Origin of the sequence: Hathewaya massiliensis (genome assembly GCF_902143515.1) — a bacterium.
In the GTDB taxonomy this organism is placed as follows: Bacteria; Bacillota; Clostridia; order Clostridiales; family Clostridiaceae; genus Hathewaya; species Hathewaya massiliensis.
The window spans coordinates 967618-986706 of sequence record NZ_CABFVD010000001.1 but is presented as its reverse complement, the minus strand read 5'-3'; the positions used below and the strand labels follow the sequence as shown (position 1 = coordinate 986706).

Sequence of the window (19089 nt, the reverse complement as noted above, 5' to 3'; positions counted from 1 at the left end):
AGAAATCTTTACTTCAACTAAAGCTTAGATATCATTTCTTAAATCAAAGGAGGTATTTTATTAGTTATTTTACAATCTTGTTTAAATTTTTATTTATTCTAATATCTTCCCCATAAAATTTACATAGGGTAAAGTTACCTAAAAGTCTTGAAGTTATTCTTTCTGAATAGTTTTCCATAATATATTCTAGTTGATAGTTAGAAGAGATTAGCATGCTTTTCTTCTTTAATAATTTTTTATTTATTAGATTAAATAATTCAGATCTATTTATATCAGTTTTGTATTCAGTTCCAAGGTCATCTATTATTAAAAGGTCACAATCTAAAATAGAATCTTCTAAGTGCTTATTTCCAGAAAAACGAATTTCATTTAAATCTTTCATTAAACCATCTGCAGTTTTGTATATTACAAGGTATCCTTTATCTAATAATTCTTTTGCTATGCAATAGGATAGATAGGTCTTGCCAGTACCTGAACCACCATAAAAAAGCATGTTTTCTCCAGTTTTATAAAAATTGTTTAAGAAGTTTTTACTTCTTTGCAATATTTTAATCATGTTCTCTCTTGGTGATTCTGGCTCTCTAGGGGATCTTATATTGCTAAATAAGTCTAAATTAAAATTATCAAAGTTATTTTTTATAAGTATATCTTTTAACTCTGAATTCTTATAATATATATTAGCTAAATGAGCCTTGTAACAATCACATCTTCTGTTATTTACAAAACCTGTGTCATTACACTTACAGCAATTATATTTTAAGGTTAAATAGTCCATAGGGTAACCGTGAGATACAAGTAACTCTGATTTTCTCATTTTAAGGTCTGTAATGTTTTCTTTTAACCTTTTTAAATGCTGCTCTCTATTATCTAGTTGTTTTAAAGTGTTCATGGAAACTTCAATACATAAATTCGCAATCTTTTTTTCAATTTCTAGTACTTCTGGTAGTTTAGCTTCTATTTCTTTTTTCCTATTTTTAAGCTCAGTTTCAGCGTTTTTTCTAAGGGCATCATATACATTTAAAATTTGCTCCTCATATTTCCTAATCATTTTTATCCCATCCTAGCAATTTTTTTTCTAACTCATTAAAGTCATATTTTCTTTGCTCATAGTTGCCAAAACTTCCTTTTGAGACAGTATTTCCTTTATGGTAGTTTGGAGATTTTTTTCTATTCTTTTCAATATCCTCAAGAGATTTTATGCCATCTTTGAACCAACTATTTAAGATTCCATCTATATATTTAAAATCAGCTTTATTTATTCTTTGAAAGCATATGTCACAAGCCCTATAGATGATTTCAAGTGGGAATTTATATGTGTTTATCCACTTTGTAATAAGATCTTCCTGAGGTTTCATAACATCGTTATTCTGTATTCCTAAGTAGGTAAGAACCTTTTTTATCTTTATCCATTTATCTTCATGTTGTTTTATAAAGCCTTGAGCATCTTCTATATTTCTGATATTTTTATCATGCCATGCTATTGCAATTTTTTCTATATATCTATAATCAGTTTTCCCCTTTGATACGCAGTACTGTATAAGTAATAATATTAGTTCTGGAGAGAAATTAAAATCTTTTTGCCAACTCAAATACATAGTCATTTCTTTAGAGGATAGGGTACGACCTAAAAATTTTTCTATATCCTGAAGCATTTCTTTTATAGAAGTATTACCTAACTCCTCTAATAAGTTTATCTCATTATTTTCTTCAGAAACAGTTAAGTCTAAAAACTCTATGGTATAATTACCACTGTTGTCCATGGGGATTAGCTTTACTACACCTACTTCATGCCAATAGTTCCAAGCATTTAAAATGTCAGATTCTAATAGATTTAAATTACTTGCTATTATAGAAGAGGAAGCTCCAAATTCCCCGCTAGTCATATATTTTAAGCCTAGTAGATATATCTTCACATATTCCCCTCTTGCTTTTGCCATATACTTATCAATAAATACATTGCTAACAAAGGTGAATTTATTATTTTTATTACTAAATACAAAGGTATTCATTCAACCTCAACCCTTCTAAATTGTTTTATTATATTGTATAATTATTTATTAGTCTATAAGTATATATTATATCTTATATAGAGATACTTTTCAAATTATTGGAAATAATATGCAAGTGTAAATTAAAGTTTTATACAGTATAATAACATATACTTAATTATCTATTATAATAAGAATATATAGTATAAAAGTTATTCAAGTATCAATTTAATAATGATATATACGATAATTAAATTAAGGAATAGAAAAGTGTAAGGAGAAATGGTATATGGTTATGGAAATTTTGTCTAATGTTCTATATAATGTGAGTTTTTTTGGTACAATAATAGCTATAATTTTCTCTATAGTAGTAATTTCAAAGGATAAAAAGACTTTTTTTGGACTAGGTAAGTTTTTTTGCATTTTCCTTGTCTTTACTTGGGTTTCATACATAGGAATGTCTGTTTTTAGTATTACAACTATTAAAAATACAACGGATAAAGCGGATGCTAAAAAACAAGGGGCATATTATATGGTAAAGGACAAACAGCTAGCATAGGCTGTTTTCTTTTTGTTTACAATTAGTTTATTGACAATATTAAAATAATTTATTATACTTTGACTATCAAAGTATTTGAATATCAAAGTTAGTGTGGTGATGATTTTTGAGTAAGTCCATTAATATATTAAATGAATTATTAGTAGAAAACTTTAACCAAATATTATTAATAGAACAAAATGCTATAAAAGAAGGCGAGTTAAAGGATTTATCTATAACAGAAATACACACTATAGATGCCATTAACATGTACGGTAGCAAGACCATGAGTGAAATTGCAACGGAACTTAAAATAACCATGGGAACCTTAACTATTGCTATAAATAATCTTGTAAAAAAAGGTTATGTTGAAAGAATGAGAAGTGACATGGATAGAAGAGTTGTTTTAATAAAACTTACAAGAAAGGGTAAATTAGCATATAGAGTTCATCAAAAGTTTCATTCAGATATGATAAAGGCTACCATTGAGGGGTTAACTGAAGAGGAAGAAGAAATACTTATAAGATCCTTAGAAAAATTAAATAACTTCTTTAAAAAAAATTACAATCTATAGTTGTTTAGATAGATAGGAAAGAAGGAGAGTTTATGAAAAAGGCAAAAATTTTAGGCACAGGAATGTATGTACCTAAAAAAATACTTACTAATGAAGAGTTATCAAATATGGTGGATACAAGCAATGAATGGATAGTTTCAAGGACTGGAATTAGAGAAAGACGTATTAGTGAGGGCGAGGATATAGTAGAACTTGCCTATAGGGCAGGAAAAAATGCTCTAGAAAATGCAAATTTATCACCATTAGATTTAGACTTAATATTAGTAAGCACTTCTTCATGTAAATCCTTTTTCCCATCTGCTGCTTGTGAAGTTCAAAATTTACTTGGAGCTAAAAATGCAGCAGCTTTTGATATTTTAGCGGCCTGTTCTGGATTTGTTTATGCATTATCTTCTGCTAAGGCCTACATTAATAGTGGCATGTACAAAAATATATTATTAATAGGTTCAGAGGTTCTATCAAAAGTTATAGATTGGGAGGATAGGAATACTTGTGTTTTATTTGGAGATGGTGCAGCTGCCATGGTATTGTCACAAGGGGAGGAAGAATCAATTTTAGATGTGCTTTTAGGGGCAGATGGCAGTAAGTCGAAGGTATTAACTTGTGGTGCCATGGATTTTTATACTCCATTTATCAAGGATGAGCTTAAGATAAGTGATACATCAGATAAAGAAGAAACTGAAGCAAATAGTAAATTATATAAAGGGAATAATAAGTTACATAAGGATAAAGCTGAAATAAATAGTAAGATTATGATGAATGGAAAAGAAGTTTTTAAGTTTGCAGTAACAAAGGTAGAAGAATGTATAAGAGACTTATTATCTAGGAATAATGAAACCTTCGATGAAATAGATTATATAGTTTGCCATCAAGCAAATTATAGAATAATTGAAACTGTGGCTAAAAGATTATCTGTTCCTATGAATAAGTTTTATATAAATTTAGATAGATATGGCAATACTTCTAGTGCAAGTATAGGCATAGCCCTCCATGAGATGTATGAAAAGAATCTAATAAAGCATAATAATAAAATAATTCTTGTGGGATTTGGAGCAGGCTTAACTTGGGGAGCTGCCTTATTAAAAATATAAATTTTTTTAAAAAATACTTTGAAAGTCAAAGTAAAATATAAAAAAGTAGAAGGAGAGGAATAATATGATATTAGAAAAAGTTAAAAAGGTTATAGTTGATCAATTAGGTGTTGAGGAAGATGAAATAAAAATGGAGTCAAAATTAGTTGAGGATTTAGGTGTAGATTCACTTGAAATTTTTGAAATTGTAATGTCCTTAGAGGAAGAGTTTGAAATTCAAATTCCAAATGAGGATATTGAAGATATAAAGACTGTAGGGGAAGTTGTAGCTTATATTGAAAAAAAACAAAAATAAAACTTATGTCCTAAGACATGGAGGTTTAGTATGTGTAGGTACAATCTATGTGAGGTTTTAGATATTAAATATCCCATAATACAAGGGGGAATGGCTTGGGTTGCAGATAGTTCTCTTGCTGCTGCTGTTTCAAATGCAGGAGGGCTTGGAATTATTGCAGCTGGTAATGCTCCTGTTGAATATGTAAGGGAAGAAATACGAAAAGCAAAAGAAATAACAGATAAACCTTTTGGTGTTAACATAATGCTTTTAAGCCCCTTTGCAGAGGAGATTGCAGAACTTGTTTGCGAAGAAGGGGTAAAAGTAGTTACTACAGGAGCAGGGAATCCAGGTAAGTATATAGAAAAGTGGAAAGCTCATGGAATAAAAGTTATTCCAGTGGTTGCTTCTGTTGCCTTAGCTAAGAGGATGGAGAGAACAGGGGCTGATGCCATAGTAGTTGAAGGCTGTGAGGCTGGAGGTCATATAGGGGAACTTACAACTATGGTACTTGTGCCTCAAGTTATGGATGCTGTTAATATTCCTGTTATTGCAGCTGGCGGTATAGGTGATGGCAGAGGAGTAGCAGCTGCCTTCATGCTTGGAGCTAGTGGAGTACAATTAGGCACTAGATTTTTAGTGGCAAAGGAATGTACTGTTCATGAAAACTATAAAAAGAAAGTAATAGAATCTAAGGATATAGATACTGTGGTTACTGGTAGATTTACAGGGCATCCTGTTAGGGTATTAAGAAATAAACTATCTAGAAAGTTTATGGTTTTGGAGAAGGAAGGCATATCAGAAGAGGAGTTTAACAAATTAGGAGCAGGTGCTTTGAGAAAAGCTGTAAAAGAAGGAGATATAGATGGTGGATCCATTATGGCAGGACAAATAGCAGGTTTAATAAAAAAAGAAGAGAGTTGTAAAGAAATAATAGAGGGTATATTTAAGGAAGCTAGGGAAGTTATAAATGGGTTTAAGGAGGATTAATATGAGGAAAATAGCTTTTATATTTCCTGGGCAAGGTTCTCAATATGTAGGCATGGGCAAGGAATTATATGATCATATAAGTGAATCTAAAGCTATTTTTGATTTTGCTGATGAGGTTTTAGATTTTAAGGTAAGTGAGCTTTGTTTTAATGGACCTAAAGAGGAACTTGATAAAACAAAAAATACACAACCAGCCATACTTACTGTAAGCATTGCCATATTAAGAGCTCTTGAAGGAAAGGGTATAAAACCTTATATTACAGCAGGATTAAGTCTTGGAGAATATTCAGCCTTAGTTGCATCTGGTTCTTTAAGCTTTGAAGAGGCTCTTTTGTTAGTTAGAAAAAGAGGAAAACTTATGGAGGAGGCAGTACCTAAGGGAATTGGCTCTATGGCTGCAATCATAGGCTTAAGTTATGAAAGAGTAGATGAAATAGTTAAAGGTGCAAGTTCAAAAGGATTTATAGCTATATCAAATATAAATTGCCCAAAGCAAATTGTTTTAGGTGGAGAAGTAGCTGCAATAAAGGAAGCTTGCAATATTGCTAAGGATATGGGAGCCATGAGAGCAGTAGAACTTTCAGTTAGTGGTCCTTTTCATACAGCTATGTTAAAAGAAGCAGCAAATAATTTGGAATTAGAGCTTAATAAGGTAAAGTTTAATAAACCTAATATACCTATTATAACTAATGTTACTGGGGAAGTTATGGAAGAAGAAAATTTTGTAGAAACTCTAAAAAAACAAGTTATGAGTCCTGTTTTATGGGAGAAATCTATAGAGACTATGATTAATAAGGGTGTAGATACCTTTATTGAAATAGGACCATCAAAGGTTTTAAGTGGATTTATAAAAAAAATAAATAGGAAAGTAGAAATATTTAATATAGAGGATTTAGATACCTTAGAAAAAACTATAAGTTCTCTTTAAGGAGGAGCTGTTATGCTAAAGGGAAAGGTTGCGATTATTACAGGTGGAAGCAGAGGTATAGGCAGGGCTATAGCATTAAAGCTTGCTAGTCTAGGGGCAAATATAGTAATAAACTATAGAAAATATAATGAATCAGTAGAAGAAACATTGAAAGAAATAAAAGCTAAAGATGTAGAAGCTTTAGGTTTTGAGGTGGATTCATCAGATTTTAATTCCGTAGAAAAATTGGTGAAGGACACTTTAAATCATTTTGGAAGAATAGATATTTTAGTTAATAATGCTGGAATCACAAAGGATACTCTTCTAATGAGAATGAGTGAAGAGGATTTTGATAAGGTTATAGATGTTAATTTAAAGGGAACTTTTAATTTTGTAAAGCATATAACGCCTATAATGTTAAAACAAAGGGAAGGCAGAATTATAAATATATCTTCTGTTGTTGGTATTGTAGGTAATGCTGGACAATTAAACTATGCATCCTCTAAAGCAGGGGTAATAGGTTTAACTAAATCCCTTGCAAAGGAAGTTGGTAGTCGAGGAATAACTGTAAATGCCATAGCACCAGGTTTTATAAAAACTGATATGACAGAAGTTCTTTCAGATAAGGTAAAAGAACATATAAATAGTCAGATACCATTAAAGAGAATGGGAGAACCTGAAGATGTAGCTAATATGGTGGCTTTTCTAGCATCACAGCAGTCATCTTATATAACAGGGCAAGTGATAAATGTAGATGGTGGTATGGTAGTTTAAAGAAAGGTGGTATTTAAATGCTTAATAGAGTTGTGGTAACTGGGATGGGAGCTTTAACTCCTATAGGAAATAACTTAAAGGATTTTTGGAGTTCAGCAAAGAATGGTAAATGTGGAATAGATAAAATAACTAGATTTTCATTAGAAAATCATAAAGTTACTTTAGCAGCTGAAATAAAAAATTTAAATATAGAAGATTATATAGAAAAAAGAGAAGCTAAGAGAATAGACAGATACTGCCAGCTTGCCTTAATAGCTGCAGAAGAAGCTATTAAGGATTCTAATTTAGACTTAGAGAGCATAGATAGAGATAGATTTGGAGTAATTGTAAGCTCAGGCATTGGTGGAATTGAAACCATAGAAAAAGAAGATGAAAAGCTTTTAAATAAAGGGCCTAATAGAGTATCTCCAATGACTATACCAATGATTATATCTAATATGGCAGCAGGCAATATAGCTATTAAGTATGGGGCTAAGGGTATTTGTACTAGTATTGTTACAGCCTGTGCTACAGGAACAAATTCCATAGGAGAAGCTTTTAGGGCAATAAAACATGGCAACTCAGATATTATGATATGTGGTGGTGCAGAAGCATCTATAACTCCACTTTCCATAGCTGGTTTTGCTAATATGACAGCTTTAAATACCACTGAAGAGAAAGAGAGAGCATCAATACCTTTTGATAAAGAGAGAAATGGATTTGTAATGGGAGAAGGTGCAGGGGTATTAATACTAGAATCACTAGAGCATGCTATAAAAAGAGGTGCTAAAATCTACGGAGAAATCATAGGATATGGATCTAACTGTGATGCTTATCATATAACTTCACCAAGTCCAGAGGGAGAAGGTGCTGCAAAGTGTATGGAGCTTGCTATAAAAGAGGGAAATATAGATAAAGAAGAAATATCTTATATCAATGCTCATGGAACTAGTACTCCGTATAATGATAAGTTTGAAACGAGAGCTATAAAAAAGCTTTTTGGTGATTTTGCATATAAAATACCAGTAAGTTCAACTAAGTCTATGACAGGGCATTTGTTAGGAGCAGCAGGAGCAATAGAGGCTATAGTTTGCATTAAATCCTTAGAAGAAGGGTTTATTCATCCAACCATAGGTCTTAAAGTGAAAGATGAAGAGTGCGATTTAGATTATGTTCCTTTAAAGGGAAGGGATATGGAGCTTAAATATGCTTTATCTAATTCTCTAGGTTTTGGAGGGCATAATGCTACTTTATTATTTAAAAGGTGGGAAGGTAAGTAAATATGGATTATAAAGAGATAGAAAATCTTATTAAAGTTTTAAGTGATTCAAAATTAACTTACTTAGAAATAGAAAAAGAAGGTCTTTTTATTAAAATGGGAAAAGAATCAAAAACTATTATAGCTAAAAATCTCCCAGTAGAAAGAGAAGAATTTATTAAAGAAGACCTAATAGAAAAACAAGAAATATTAAATAATGAGGAAAAGTCTCAAGTATTAGAAAAAGAGCAGATAAAAGAAAAAATAGATGAAGAGGATTTTCACATTATTACTTCACCAATAGTTGGAACCTTTTATTCTTCAGGAACACCAGGAGGAGAGAGGTTTGTAAAGATTGGAGATAGGGTGAAAAAAGGAGATACACTTTGCATAATAGAAGCTATGAAACTTATGAATGAGATAAATAGTGATGTAGATGGCATAATAGAAGAGATTTTAGTAAGCAATGAAGATATGGTCCAATATGGAGAGAGTTTATTTAAGATAAGAAAATAAGGAGTGAGGATTTTGGATATAAAGGAAATTCAAAAGATTATTCCACATAGATATCCTTTTATACTTGTTGACAGAATAGAGGAGATAGAGCCTGGGAAAAGTGCTAAAGGATATAAAAATGTAAGCATAAACGATTATTTTTTTCAAGGACATTTTCCGGAAGAACCTGTAATGCCAGGAGTTTTAATTATAGAAGCCCTAGCACAGGTTGGTGCTGTAGCTCTTTTAAGTATGGAAGAATTTAAGGGCAAGATAGCTTATTTTGGAGGAATAAATAAGGCAAGATTTAAGAAAAAAGTTATACCAGGAGATAGATTAGACTTAGAGATAGAAATAATAAAAAGAAAGGGTCCTTTAGGTATAGGAGCTGCTAAGGCTACTGTAGATGGTGAAGTGGTGGCTATTGCAGAACTTACTTTTGCAGTGGGGGAATAGTTATGTTTAAAAAGATTTTAATTGCAAATAGAGGAGAAATTGCTGTTAGGGTCATAAGGGCTTGTAGAGAGTTAGGCATAAGAACAGTAGCAGTTTATTCGAAAGCTGATGAAGAAGCTATTCATACTCAGCTTGCAGATGAAGCTGTCTGCATAGGACCTGCTAAAGCAAGTGAGAGTTATTTAAATATAAAAAACATACTTAGTGCTGCGGTGCTTACAGGTGCAGAAGCTATTCACCCTGGTTTCGGGTTTTTGTCTGAAAATAGTAAGTTTGCTCAGATGTGCAAAGAATGTAATATAGTATTTATAGGGCCTGATGCTGAAACCATAGAACTTATGGGAAATAAGTCAAAGGCAAAGAGTACCATGGAGAAACATGGAGTACCTGTAATTAAGGGCTCTAAAGGAGCTGTAAAACACAGGGAAGAAGGTTTAAAAGTAGCAAAAGAAATAGGTTTTCCTGTAATGATAAAAGCCTCTGCTGGTGGTGGTGGAAGAGGCATAAGGATAGTAAGGGAAGAAAAAGAGTTTTTAAAGGCCTTTGATACAGCTAGTACAGAATCAAAAGCAGCCTTTGATGACGATAGCATGTATATAGAAAAGTTTATAGAAAATCCTCGTCATGTTGAAATACAACTTTTAGGTGATAACTACGGGAATATAATATACTTAGGAGAAAGGGATTGTTCAATACAAAGAAGAAACCAAAAAATATTAGAAGAAGCACCTTGTCCTATAATGACGGAAGAGCTTAGGACTAGAATGGGAGAAGCAGCGATTATTGGAGCTAAAGCTGTTAGTTATAAAAATGCAGGAACTATTGAATTTTTATTAGATAACAAGGGTGACTTTTATTTTATGGAGATGAATACAAGAATTCAAGTAGAACATCCAATAACAGAGATGGTAACAGGAATAGACTTAGTTAAAGAGCAAATTAAAATAGCTAGTGGAGAAAAGTTAGACATAAAACAAGAGGACATAAAAATAAAAGGACACTCTATAGAATGTCGTATAAACGCAGAGGATCCTGAACGTAACTTTATGCCTTCCCCAGGAACTATTAATATAGTTCACTTTCCTGGTGGAATTGGTATAAGACTAGACAGTGCTATTTATCAAGGGTATAAAATACCCCCTTATTATGATTCTATGATAGGAAAACTTATAGTCCATGGAAACACTAGGGATGAAGCTATAAGCAAGATGGAGAGAGCCTTAGGGGAATTGATAATTGATGGATTAAAAACAAACATTGATTTTCATTATACCATACTAAGAAATGAGAATTTTAGGTTAGGAAACTTTGATACAAGTTTTATAAATAAAGAGTTTGGCATTTAGTTAAAATCTTTTTATGTGGTGATAAAATGGGAATTAAAAATATTTTTAAGAAAAATAGATATGCAACTATAATTATAGAAAATGGAGAGAAAAAGCCTAACAATGAAGAGTGTAAACCTAATATACCCAATGGTATGTGGGTTAAGTGCGAAAGTTGTGGAAGAATACTTTATAAAAAAGATATAAAAGATGCTTTTATGACTTGTGAAGAATGTGGAACTCACTTTAGAATAAATAGCAGTGAGAGAATCCATTATACCTTAGATAAAGGGACATTTAAAGAATTAGATTGTAATATGACAACTAAAAATCCTCTTAATTTCCCAGGATATAGTGAGAAAATAGAAGGACTAATGGAAACTACAAAGATAAAGGAAGCCGTAGTAACAGGCATTGGAGATATAGAAGGAAGTACTGTAGGACTTGGGGTTATGGACTCCAATTTTATGATGGGAAGTATGGGCTCTGTAGTAGGTGAAAAAATAACTAGACTATTTGAAGTTTGCACTGATAAAAAGTTACCTGTAGTTTTATTTACAGCATCTGGAGGAGCTAGAATGCAAGAGGGAATATATTCTTTAATGCAGATGGCAAAGGTTAGCGCTGCGGTTAAGAAGCACTCTAAAGAAGGACTATTATATATAACTGTACTTACAGATCCTACTACAGGTGGGGTTACAGCAAGCTTTGCCATGCTAGGAGATATAATTTTAGCAGAACCTAATGCCTTAATTGGCTTTGCAGGAAAAAGGGTAATAGAACAGACAATAAAACAAGAACTGCCTAAAGAATTTCAAAGTGCGGAGTTTTTATTAAAAAAAGGATTTATAGATAAAATAGTTCATAGAAAAGATATGAAAGAAACGCTATCTTCTATATTAAAACTTCATTGCTGTTAAACATATCTAATACGGTGAGAGATATTTTAGTATTTATGCCTAATAAATTTCTATGATTCTTACAAATATGTCTCTTAAAAGAGAGGATGTGCTATTTGTGTCAGACCTAGATTTTGAAAAAAATATTTACAACTTAAAAGAGAAGATTAAAGACTTGAAAAGTATTTCCTTAGAACAGAATATAGATTTGGTAAGTGAAATAAGTTTATTAGAAAAAAAGTTAGAAAAGATGGAAAGAGAAGTTTATGAGAATTTAGAACCTTGGGATAAAGTGAAAATAGCAAGATTAGTGGAAAGACCTACAGCTCTTGATTATATAAATAAGATATTTACAAACTTTATAGAATTTCATGGCGATAGATTATACGGAGAGGATTTATCCATAGTTGGTGGAATAGCAACAATTAATGGCATACCTGTAACTATTATAGGGCAACAAAAAGGGCGAAATTTAGAAGAAAATATAGAAAGAAACTTTGGAATGCCCCATCCAGAAGGATATAGAAAAGCCTTAAGGCTTATGAAGCAAGCTGAAAAGTTTAAAAGACCCATAATATGTTTTGTAGATACCCCAGGAGCATTTTGTGGAATTGGAGCGGAAGAGAGAGGGCAAGGGGAAGCTATTGCAAGAAACCTTTTAGAAATGTCTGATTTAGAAACCATAATAATCTCTATTGTTATAGGAGAAGGTGGAAGTGGAGGAGCTTTAGCTTTAGCAGTAGGAGATGAAGTTTGGATGCTACAAAATTCAATATACTCCATACTGTCACCAGAAGGCTTTGCAAGCATTTTGTTTAAAGATGCTAAAAGGGCAAGAGAAGCTTCAGAAACAATGAAAATAACCGCAGAAGATTTAAGTGAGTTTGGAATTATAGATAGAATAATAAAAGAACCTCTTGGTGGTGCCCATAAGGATTTAGACAATATGGCATCTGTTTTAAAAAAACATTTAGAAGAAAGTTTACCTAGGCTTTTAAAAGAGCCCATAGAGGGGTTACTTAAAAAGCGATATTATAAATTTAGGAAAATAGGAGCGTTTACGGAGTAAAAACAGAGATCTGCAAATTAATATTTACTAAGTTATAACAGTATTAATTTATTAATAAAACCATGTATAAAATAAGGGTTATAATATATACTCTACGGTACATTTTATTATTCCTTATTTACACATGGTCTTCTTATTTTTTTACGGCCAGGATGTATTACTTAAAAGCTTTTCTTATATATTATGCTTTAGTTCTAATTTCTCTTCTTTTCTTTTTGAGTTGCAAAGAATAAAATACATATAATTAATGCAGCAAAACAAAAGATAAAGGAGTTTTTAAAGCCTGTAAGTGCAATTACACCATTACTAGTGTTTTTAGCTATAATAGCACCCATGATTTGTTGGAACAAGGCACCACATAAAAATACGAAGGTATTTAAAAGACCGATACCTGTAGCTGCCATATCTAAACTTAGATTTTCTTTTAAATTAGCATATACTACAACAAAGAATCCTCCAAACAGTCCATAGAAGAATAATAAGATTCTTAAGAAGTTTATGCTCATGCTATCTATCATAAATAAAAGAGGTATCCAAGTTAATGTATAAAGAATACATCCAAGTAATACAACTTTTTTCTTTGATTTTATAACCTTATCTGATACAAAGCCAGATAGAGGACAACCTATTATCATACCTATAGGAATTATACTCAATAAGTTTCCAGCTTCAACTTTGCTCATATGGTAGATTGTAGTTAAGTAAGAGCTAGCCCAAAGTCCTTGGAATCCCATAATAGTACCATACATAAATGATAGCATAACAACTGTAGTCCAAAAGTTATAGTTTTTAACTATTACTTTAATATTTTCTAAAGTACTTGCTTTTTTATTTGTATTTTTAACTTCCTCTCTTCCTTCTATAGCAGCTATAGAAGCACCGCCTATGTCTTCAGGTTTATTTCTAACAATTACATAGGTTAGAATACCAATTAAAATAGAAATAGCTCCAACAGAGTACATAGAGTTTCTCCAACCAATAGTACCCATTAAAAATACTAAAGGAGCAGCAGAAGCTAAGGAACCAGCATTTCCAATAGCAAGTAATAACCCTGAATATGTAGCAAATTCATCTTTTTTAAACCAATCCGCTAGTATTCTCATAATTGGTACATAGATAAAAGCAACACCAAAACCAACTAAGGCCCTACCAAATAGAGCAACATTAAAACTTGTAGCCATACCAAATAATAAGGCACCAATACCAGCCACTATTACAAATAGTGAAACAGTTTTACGGGCACCCCATTTGTCAGCCAAGATTCCAGCTGGAAGTTGTGCCACTGCATAAGGATAGAAATACATTGAACTTAAAAGTCCTAAAGTAGCTGGTGCAATTTTAAAACTTTTAATTAAGTCTTCAGACATTACCGCAGTAGAAGTTCTGTGAAAATACACGAAAAAATACCCTAGGGCTAATATAATGTAAATAAAATACCTATAGTGCATGGTCTTATTTACCATGTCATCCGTTATTGTTTTTCCCTGTTTTTTAATCATATAAAATACTCCCCCTGTAAAATTAAATAAAATCCCTTTAATTTTACCCATACACTTACATTAAGTCTAATATGGAATATTTATAGAATACATGCATGCTATAAACAATACGAATATTGTTTAATAATATTAAATAATATTAAAAATATACTAATTTAATAATACTAAATATTACTTTTAACAACATTCAATATATATTTTGTATTAATTTAGAGTAAATTGTAGAATGAATTATAGTTTTTAAAACTAAGTTAAGATACTTTTCTATCCATATATAAATTAAATAGCATTCCTAAAGTTATGAAAAACCCACCTAAGAGTTTCCAAGGGGAGAATGTTTTATCCATAAAAAATTCAATTATTATACCGGTGTATAGTTGACCTATAAAAATAAGTAGGGTTGAATATATAGCTGGAATCTTTGGTATTACTACATTAGATAGAGCAACTACAAGAACACCTAATATACCACCTAAATAAGCCCATATAGGTACTGAATTTAATAAAGTAATATTATTTATATTTGATTTATAGCTTAATAAAAATACAAGAAGTAATATAGAAAAACCTACAAAATAGTTCATAAAAGTACTATGCATTACTCCTATTTTACTTCCAAGCCTTGAATTTATAACCATTGATATTATAACAAAAGCTCCAGAAATAAGTGAAATAGCAATAATAAATATAATAAAAAATATACTGCCTTTATTTAATGTAGAATTTTCTCCTCTAAATATAAAGAAACTACTTATTCCTAATATAGTAACAAAAAATCCAGGAAGTTTTTTTACGTTAAAAGAAACTTTCTTCATTCCAAAGAGCCCAAAGTTATCAATAATAGTAGAAGCAATAGATTGACCTAGCAGAGTTAAAGCTGTACTTAAGGAAATTCCTAAGGCATTGAAAGATAAACTATTGGATGCAACTACTACCGCACTTAAAATTCCACCAGAAAATAAATATAAGGGTATATTTTTAAAGGAAGTTTTCTTTTCCTTTTTTATTTTTAGAAGAATATAAGAAGATATTAATCCAACAAAGTTTATGATTAAGAGCGATAGGATTAAATTTGTTTTACCAAAAAGTACACCATTGAATGTTACCATGAAAGATAAAATAATACCTATAATTAAAGCACCTAAATTATACATGTGATTTCCTCATTTCCTTAATATTTTTTCCTTAGTTCTTATATATTCTATAACAAAATATCTCATAAAACAAAGAAAATAAAAAAAGGACATACAGAGAGGGATCATTTTCACTGTATGTCAAAATTAGTTTGCCTTAATATCCATGTTAAAAAATTATGTAATAGTATGTATAAAAAACTAATAACAAGTTATCCATAACTTAACCACAACTTATCAACATGTTATCAACAGCTCTTTATTACTTATTCTATAAATATAACAAAAATCCTTTTTTATTTATAATTTTTTTAAAAAAATATAATATTAATAGTAATTAAGAAGAAGTTTTCTTGGAGGGTGATTATGAACAATAAAGCGTTTATTCCATTATATTTAAATTCTAAAATTATTGAAAATTTATTTACTATAGTTATAGAAGAGTTTTCACAGTCTGAAACTAAAACTGTAAAGGAGCAGGTGGTTTTAAATATTGATACACCTCTTAGTGAAGTAATTCAAGGCAGGTATATCCAAGGTGATTTAAGCCTTAAGGTTGCCAATGAGTTTTCAACAGCAGCTACAGAGGAGAGAAGGGTTAAGATAATAAGTATATTTATCAATCTTATGAATATATTAAAAAAGAATAATTTACTAAAAGAAGTACACTCAAAAAATATAGTTGATAGTATAGTACCAGGAGATTTTATAATATTTTCTTGTGAACTTATAGAGGATCCTATAATTTCTTGTTTTAAGGATATGGAGTACTCTAATAAATTTTCAAAATATGATTCTATGAGAGGAGAGGTTCAGGAAGAGAATTCTATGGGAGTGGCAAAGGAATTTTTAAAATCTTATGAAGAAAATAGCTATAGAAAGCTTCTAATTAAAAATTGTATAAGTGAAGATATAAACTTTATTTTAGGAGTTGAGAAGCAGTTTATGGAAGTAGGTTCAGACTATCTTTTTTTAGGGCCTGTAACAGTAATGGGTAAGGTTATAAATATTATGGATAGAGATGAGATTTATAATAGTGATTTATGTAGCAGTAGGTTTTATAAATATGTTATGAAAAAAAGGGAGAATATGAATTTAAAAATGGGCTTTAATTATGAAGATAATTTTATAATAAATAATTCTATAGAGAAGTTTATAGAGGTTGTTCCTATATCAATTTATTTTTAAAAAGAATTTTGTTGACACAAGAACATTTGTTCGATACAATAGATATATAAAATATTTAAGATAGTTTCATAATTATTCTTATTATAATAGATAGGGATAAAATAGAATCTTGGAGGGGTAAAATGGATAATAACCTATATATATGCATTAATTATAAGGTAAAGGGAGAAGCACAAGGTGAAAAGTATAATTTTAGAATAAAAAATGAAAATAATAATAATGGTAGTAAATATTTAATTTGTGGTGGAGTATACAATAAAAATGGTGGTAAATTAGTATATAAAGCTAGAGATGTTAAGGAAGCTATGGAACTTGCACAAAGTAATGTGTTTAAAAATCATAAAGAAGATAGATTTGAAGAGGTAAAACGTGATGTAGTAATACTTCCTCCTATGTCAAAAAAGTTTTAACAAGCATTTACAAAAAAATAATAAATATAGAAAAATATCATCATAAATGGTAATATATTTATTGAGAATATATTTTGGGGGAAAAGACATGAAAAAGAAACGTCTTATTATATTTTTACCATTTGTATTATTATTTTTATTTAACAGTTATTCGGAAGTTTTTCCTCTAAACAATAATAAGCCCAAAAAGATTTTATATATTAACTCATATTATAAGGATCATCCAATAGAAAGCGAAATAACAAAGGGAATAACTGAGTCATTTAAAAAAGATAACAAATGCATAATATATACGGAGTATATGGACAATAGGATTTTCACAGATAATGGTTCTTATTTTAAAACATATATAAAGGAAAAGTATAAAGATGAAGATATAGACCTTATTATTACAGCAAAAGATGAAGCATTAAGATTTATAGATCTAAATTCTAAGGAAATTTTTAAAAAGAGTATCCCTGTGGTTTTTTGTGCTATAAATAACTACAATAATAGTGTGGAGCCTTACTCTAAAAATTATAGTGGGATTACAGAGAAGGTTCAAATAGAAAGCACATTTAGATTAGCTCGGCAGTTAAACGAAAATTTAGAAAATGCCATATTTATTGCTAATAATAAAAGTGATATAGAGTACCAAGAAGATTATAAAAGAATAAAGAATACTTATAAAGATAAGGTTAAATTTTTCATAATAGATGATAAAAATCTATTTTCAATTATAGAGAGAATAAAGCCTATAAAACAAAATAGTGCTATATTTTTTCAAGGTGAATATTTTGATAAAAATGGTCAGTATTTAAGTTCTTCTACTTCCATAAAAATTTTAAATGAAAACTTAAGCATACCTATATATAGTTATTGGTTTGCTTATAAGAATTTCGACATAGTAGGGGGAGATATGAAAAGTTCTTACAGGCAAGGGGTAATGGCTGGGAACTTAGCAAAAGATATTTTATATAAAAATACAAAAGAGAAAAAAATAATAAACGAAACTATAAAGGATTACATATCAGAAAACTACAATAATTTCATGCTTGGTCATAATTATGTAACAGAAAAAGAAAAAGGCGATTATAATAAAGAATATATTTACACAATTAACAGTAAAATTTTACATAAAAACAATTTTAATGTACATAACTTAAAAGTAGATTATATGCTTTTAGGTGAGAGCAAGACACATAAATATAAGAGAGAACAGTTGTTAAAGATTATATATATTATAGCTACATTTTTTTTCATTGTTATTATTATGTTTTTAGTTAATATATTTTTAAAGAAAAAGGATAAAAATAAATTTTTAAAAGTTATTGAAAAAAAGGAACAAGTACTAGAAGAAGTTCTAACTCAAGAAAGACAAAGAAACGAACTTTTTGCTAACATTTCTCATGAATTCAGAACCCCACTCAATGTACTTTACAACACTATTCAATTAATTGAATATGAATTAAGTTCTATAGATTCATTAGAGGAAAAAGTAATAGTTAAAAATAGATTGCCTATAATAAAGCACAATTGCTATAGATTATTAAGGTTAGGGAACAACTTTATAAAAGTTACTGAAATTGAAAATAATTTAATGAAGTTAAATTTAGAAAAGGTAAACATAGTTTATGTAATTGAAGATCTAGTACAAGAAGTTGTAATATATTCAAAAGAAAAGAATATAGATAGAAAAATAATTTTTGATACATATATAGAAGAGAAATTAATTTATGTAGATAAGGAGAAGATAGAAAAAGTTCTTCTGAATTTAATATCCAATTGTGTAAAATTTTCTGTAGATGGTGATACTATAGAAGTCATATTAAAAGAAGAGGAAGATTCAATTAAAATAATTTTAAAGGACAATGGCATAGGTATCTCTGAAGAAGATATAGAAGATATATTTAATAAGTTTTCTAAAGTGGATAAGTCTTTAAATAGAACTAAAGAAGGAAGTGGTGTAGGACTATTTATAGTAAAAAATCTTTTAGAGTTTATAGAGGCGAAGTTTAATATATATAGCAAAAAAGGGGAAGGTACTATTTTTAATATAGAAATACCTATAAAAAATATAGATGATAACGAGGTTTCTAATATAGGAATTATAGTTGAAGATATAACTATTGCAGATAAGGTAAGAATAGAGTTTTCGGATATATATATTTAAATTTAGTCTGTTTATACAAGGTTAAATGGTATATAATAATTATTAGAGCATAAGACAGTAAATTTAGAGCATAAGAGGAGGTGAATATAT

General features: G+C 29.9%; 20 protein-coding genes. 16 read left to right on the top strand and 4 right to left on the bottom strand.

Annotated features, from left to right (window positions below; all coding sequences use genetic code 11):
• Positions 1 to 64: 64 nt before the first annotated feature.
• Positions 65 to 1048, bottom strand: a complete 984-nt coding sequence (locus tag FNZ64_RS04525; RefSeq protein ID WP_142413655.1) for an ATP-binding protein — start codon at positions 1046 to 1048, stop codon at positions 65 to 67.
• Entirely contained in the window at positions 1041 to 2009 is a 969-nt protein-coding gene (locus tag FNZ64_RS04520; RefSeq protein ID WP_142413654.1) for a DnaD domain protein, read from the bottom strand. Before FNZ64_RS04520 ends, FNZ64_RS04525 begins: the two co-directional genes overlap by 8 nt.
• A 268-nt stretch (positions 2010 to 2277) precedes the next feature.
• Here FNZ64_RS04520 and FNZ64_RS04515 point away from each other — a divergent pair, with 268 nt between their 5' ends.
• From FNZ64_RS04515 to FNZ64_RS04455, 13 genes are all read left to right on the top strand, one after another.
• Positions 2278 to 2547: a hypothetical protein gene (locus tag FNZ64_RS04515; protein ID WP_142413653.1), complete on the top strand. Its 270-nt coding sequence runs from the start codon at positions 2278 to 2280 to the stop codon at positions 2545 to 2547.
• 106 nt (positions 2548 to 2653) lie between these two features.
• Positions 2654 to 3100 (top strand): MarR family winged helix-turn-helix transcriptional regulator, encoded by a 447-nt coding sequence (locus FNZ64_RS04510; RefSeq protein ID WP_142413652.1) that lies wholly within the window; start codon positions 2654 to 2656, stop codon positions 3098 to 3100.
• 32 nt (positions 3101 to 3132) lie between these two features.
• Positions 3133 to 4191: a beta-ketoacyl-ACP synthase III gene (locus FNZ64_RS04505; protein WP_142413651.1), complete on the top strand. Its 1059-nt coding sequence runs from the start codon at positions 3133 to 3135 to the stop codon at positions 4189 to 4191.
• Between the two features lie 64 nt (positions 4192 to 4255).
• Positions 4256 to 4486, top strand: a complete 231-nt coding sequence (acpP, locus tag FNZ64_RS04500; RefSeq protein WP_185903673.1) for an acyl carrier protein — start codon at positions 4256 to 4258, stop codon at positions 4484 to 4486.
• A 30-nt stretch (positions 4487 to 4516) separates the two neighbouring features.
• Entirely contained in the window at positions 4517 to 5455 is a 939-nt protein-coding gene (fabK, locus tag FNZ64_RS04495) for an enoyl-[acyl-carrier-protein] reductase FabK (protein ID WP_142413650.1), read from the top strand.
• A 1-nt stretch (position 5456) separates the two neighbouring features.
• Complete coding sequence (gene fabD / locus FNZ64_RS04490; protein ID WP_142413649.1) at positions 5457 to 6383, top strand: ACP S-malonyltransferase; 927 nt, start codon at positions 5457 to 5459, stop codon at positions 6381 to 6383.
• 12 nt (positions 6384 to 6395) lie between these two features.
• Positions 6396 to 7136 (top strand): 3-oxoacyl-[acyl-carrier-protein] reductase, encoded by a 741-nt coding sequence (gene fabG / locus FNZ64_RS04485; protein ID WP_142413648.1) that lies wholly within the window; start codon positions 6396 to 6398, stop codon positions 7134 to 7136.
• 17 nt (positions 7137 to 7153) lie between these two features.
• Positions 7154 to 8395: a beta-ketoacyl-ACP synthase II gene (fabF, locus tag FNZ64_RS04480; RefSeq protein WP_142413647.1), complete on the top strand. Its 1242-nt coding sequence runs from the start codon at positions 7154 to 7156 to the stop codon at positions 8393 to 8395.
• 2 nt (positions 8396 to 8397) lie between these two features.
• Entirely contained in the window at positions 8398 to 8889 is a 492-nt protein-coding gene (gene accB / locus FNZ64_RS04475; RefSeq protein WP_142413646.1) for an acetyl-CoA carboxylase biotin carboxyl carrier protein, read from the top strand.
• 9 nt (positions 8890 to 8898) lie between these two features.
• Positions 8899 to 9324 (top strand): 3-hydroxyacyl-ACP dehydratase FabZ, encoded by a 426-nt coding sequence (gene fabZ, locus FNZ64_RS04470; RefSeq protein WP_142413802.1) that lies wholly within the window; start codon positions 8899 to 8901, stop codon positions 9322 to 9324.
• Between the two features lie 2 nt (positions 9325 to 9326).
• Positions 9327 to 10670 carry an acetyl-CoA carboxylase biotin carboxylase subunit gene (locus FNZ64_RS04465; protein WP_142413645.1) on the top strand — a complete coding sequence of 448 codons (1344 nt, stop codon included), beginning with the start codon at positions 9327 to 9329 and terminating at the stop codon, positions 10668 to 10670.
• Between the two features lie 26 nt (positions 10671 to 10696).
• Entirely contained in the window at positions 10697 to 11569 is an 873-nt protein-coding gene (accD, locus tag FNZ64_RS04460) for an acetyl-CoA carboxylase, carboxyltransferase subunit beta (protein WP_142413644.1), read from the top strand.
• A 52-nt stretch (positions 11570 to 11621) separates the two neighbouring features.
• Positions 11622 to 12617, top strand: a complete 996-nt coding sequence (locus tag FNZ64_RS04455; protein ID WP_423244926.1) for an acetyl-CoA carboxylase carboxyltransferase subunit alpha — start codon at positions 11622 to 11624, stop codon at positions 12615 to 12617.
• A 194-nt stretch (positions 12618 to 12811) separates the two neighbouring features.
• Here the strand turns inward: FNZ64_RS04455 and FNZ64_RS04450 are convergent, their stop codons facing one another.
• Both FNZ64_RS04450 and FNZ64_RS04445 read right to left on the bottom strand, forming a co-directional pair.
• The gene (locus FNZ64_RS04450) at positions 12812 to 14116 is read right to left on the bottom strand and encodes an MFS transporter (RefSeq protein WP_185903672.1); all 1305 of its coding nucleotides are present in this window, start codon (positions 14114 to 14116) and stop codon (positions 12812 to 12814) included.
• A gap of 251 nt (positions 14117 to 14367) precedes the next feature.
• A complete protein-coding gene (locus FNZ64_RS04445; protein ID WP_142413642.1) occupies positions 14368 to 15270 on the bottom strand; it encodes a DMT family transporter in 903 nt (300 codons plus the stop codon).
• Between the two features lie 345 nt (positions 15271 to 15615).
• Here FNZ64_RS04445 and FNZ64_RS04440 point away from each other — a divergent pair, with 345 nt between their 5' ends.
• The 3 genes from FNZ64_RS04440 to FNZ64_RS04430 all read left to right on the top strand — a co-directional run bounded on the left by FNZ64_RS04440 (position 15616) and on the right by FNZ64_RS04430 (position 18999).
• Positions 15616 to 16437 carry a DUF6414 family protein gene (locus FNZ64_RS04440; protein ID WP_142413641.1) on the top strand — a complete coding sequence of 274 codons (822 nt, stop codon included), beginning with the start codon at positions 15616 to 15618 and terminating at the stop codon, positions 16435 to 16437.
• 122 nt (positions 16438 to 16559) lie between these two features.
• On the top strand, positions 16560 to 16847 hold the full coding sequence (locus FNZ64_RS04435) for a hypothetical protein (protein WP_142413640.1): 288 nt from the start codon (positions 16560 to 16562) through the stop codon (positions 16845 to 16847).
• A gap of 88 nt (positions 16848 to 16935) precedes the next feature.
• Positions 16936 to 18999, top strand: a complete 2064-nt coding sequence (locus FNZ64_RS04430) for a sensor histidine kinase (protein WP_185903671.1) — start codon at positions 16936 to 16938, stop codon at positions 18997 to 18999.
• Positions 19000 to 19089 lie beyond the last annotated feature (90 nt).

Coding starts and splice junctions, on each gene's coding strand:
- FNZ64_RS04465 (WP_142413645.1), top strand. CDS start 9,327: ATGTTTAAAAAGATTTTAATTGCAAATAGAGGAGAAATTGCTGTTAGG.
- FNZ64_RS04520 (WP_142413654.1), bottom strand. CDS start 2,009: ATGAATACCTTTGTATTTAGTAATAAAAATAATAAATTCACCTTTGTT.
- accD (WP_142413644.1), top strand. CDS start 10,697: ATGGGAATTAAAAATATTTTTAAGAAAAATAGATATGCAACTATAATT.
- FNZ64_RS04515 (WP_142413653.1), top strand. CDS start 2,278: ATGGTTATGGAAATTTTGTCTAATGTTCTATATAATGTGAGTTTTTTT.
- fabF (WP_142413647.1), top strand. CDS start 7,154: ATGCTTAATAGAGTTGTGGTAACTGGGATGGGAGCTTTAACTCCTATA.
- fabG (WP_142413648.1), top strand. CDS start 6,396: ATGCTAAAGGGAAAGGTTGCGATTATTACAGGTGGAAGCAGAGGTATA.
- FNZ64_RS04455 (WP_423244926.1), top strand. CDS start 11,622: ATGATTCTTACAAATATGTCTCTTAAAAGAGAGGATGTGCTATTTGTG.
- FNZ64_RS04435 (WP_142413640.1), top strand. CDS start 16,560: ATGGATAATAACCTATATATATGCATTAATTATAAGGTAAAGGGAGAA.
- fabD (WP_142413649.1), top strand. CDS start 5,457: ATGAGGAAAATAGCTTTTATATTTCCTGGGCAAGGTTCTCAATATGTA.
- FNZ64_RS04440 (WP_142413641.1), top strand. CDS start 15,616: ATGAACAATAAAGCGTTTATTCCATTATATTTAAATTCTAAAATTATT.
- FNZ64_RS04525 (WP_142413655.1), bottom strand. CDS start 1,048: ATGATTAGGAAATATGAGGAGCAAATTTTAAATGTATATGATGCCCTT.
- FNZ64_RS04505 (WP_142413651.1), top strand. CDS start 3,133: ATGAAAAAGGCAAAAATTTTAGGCACAGGAATGTATGTACCTAAAAAA.
- fabK (WP_142413650.1), top strand. CDS start 4,517: ATGTGTAGGTACAATCTATGTGAGGTTTTAGATATTAAATATCCCATA.
- FNZ64_RS04445 (WP_142413642.1), bottom strand. CDS start 15,270: ATGTATAATTTAGGTGCTTTAATTATAGGTATTATTTTATCTTTCATG.
- FNZ64_RS04430 (WP_185903671.1), top strand. CDS start 16,936: ATGAAAAAGAAACGTCTTATTATATTTTTACCATTTGTATTATTATTT.
- FNZ64_RS04450 (WP_185903672.1), bottom strand. CDS start 14,116: ATGATTAAAAAACAGGGAAAAACAATAACGGATGACATGGTAAATAAG.
- acpP (WP_185903673.1), top strand. CDS start 4,256: ATGATATTAGAAAAAGTTAAAAAGGTTATAGTTGATCAATTAGGTGTT.
- accB (WP_142413646.1), top strand. CDS start 8,398: ATGGATTATAAAGAGATAGAAAATCTTATTAAAGTTTTAAGTGATTCA.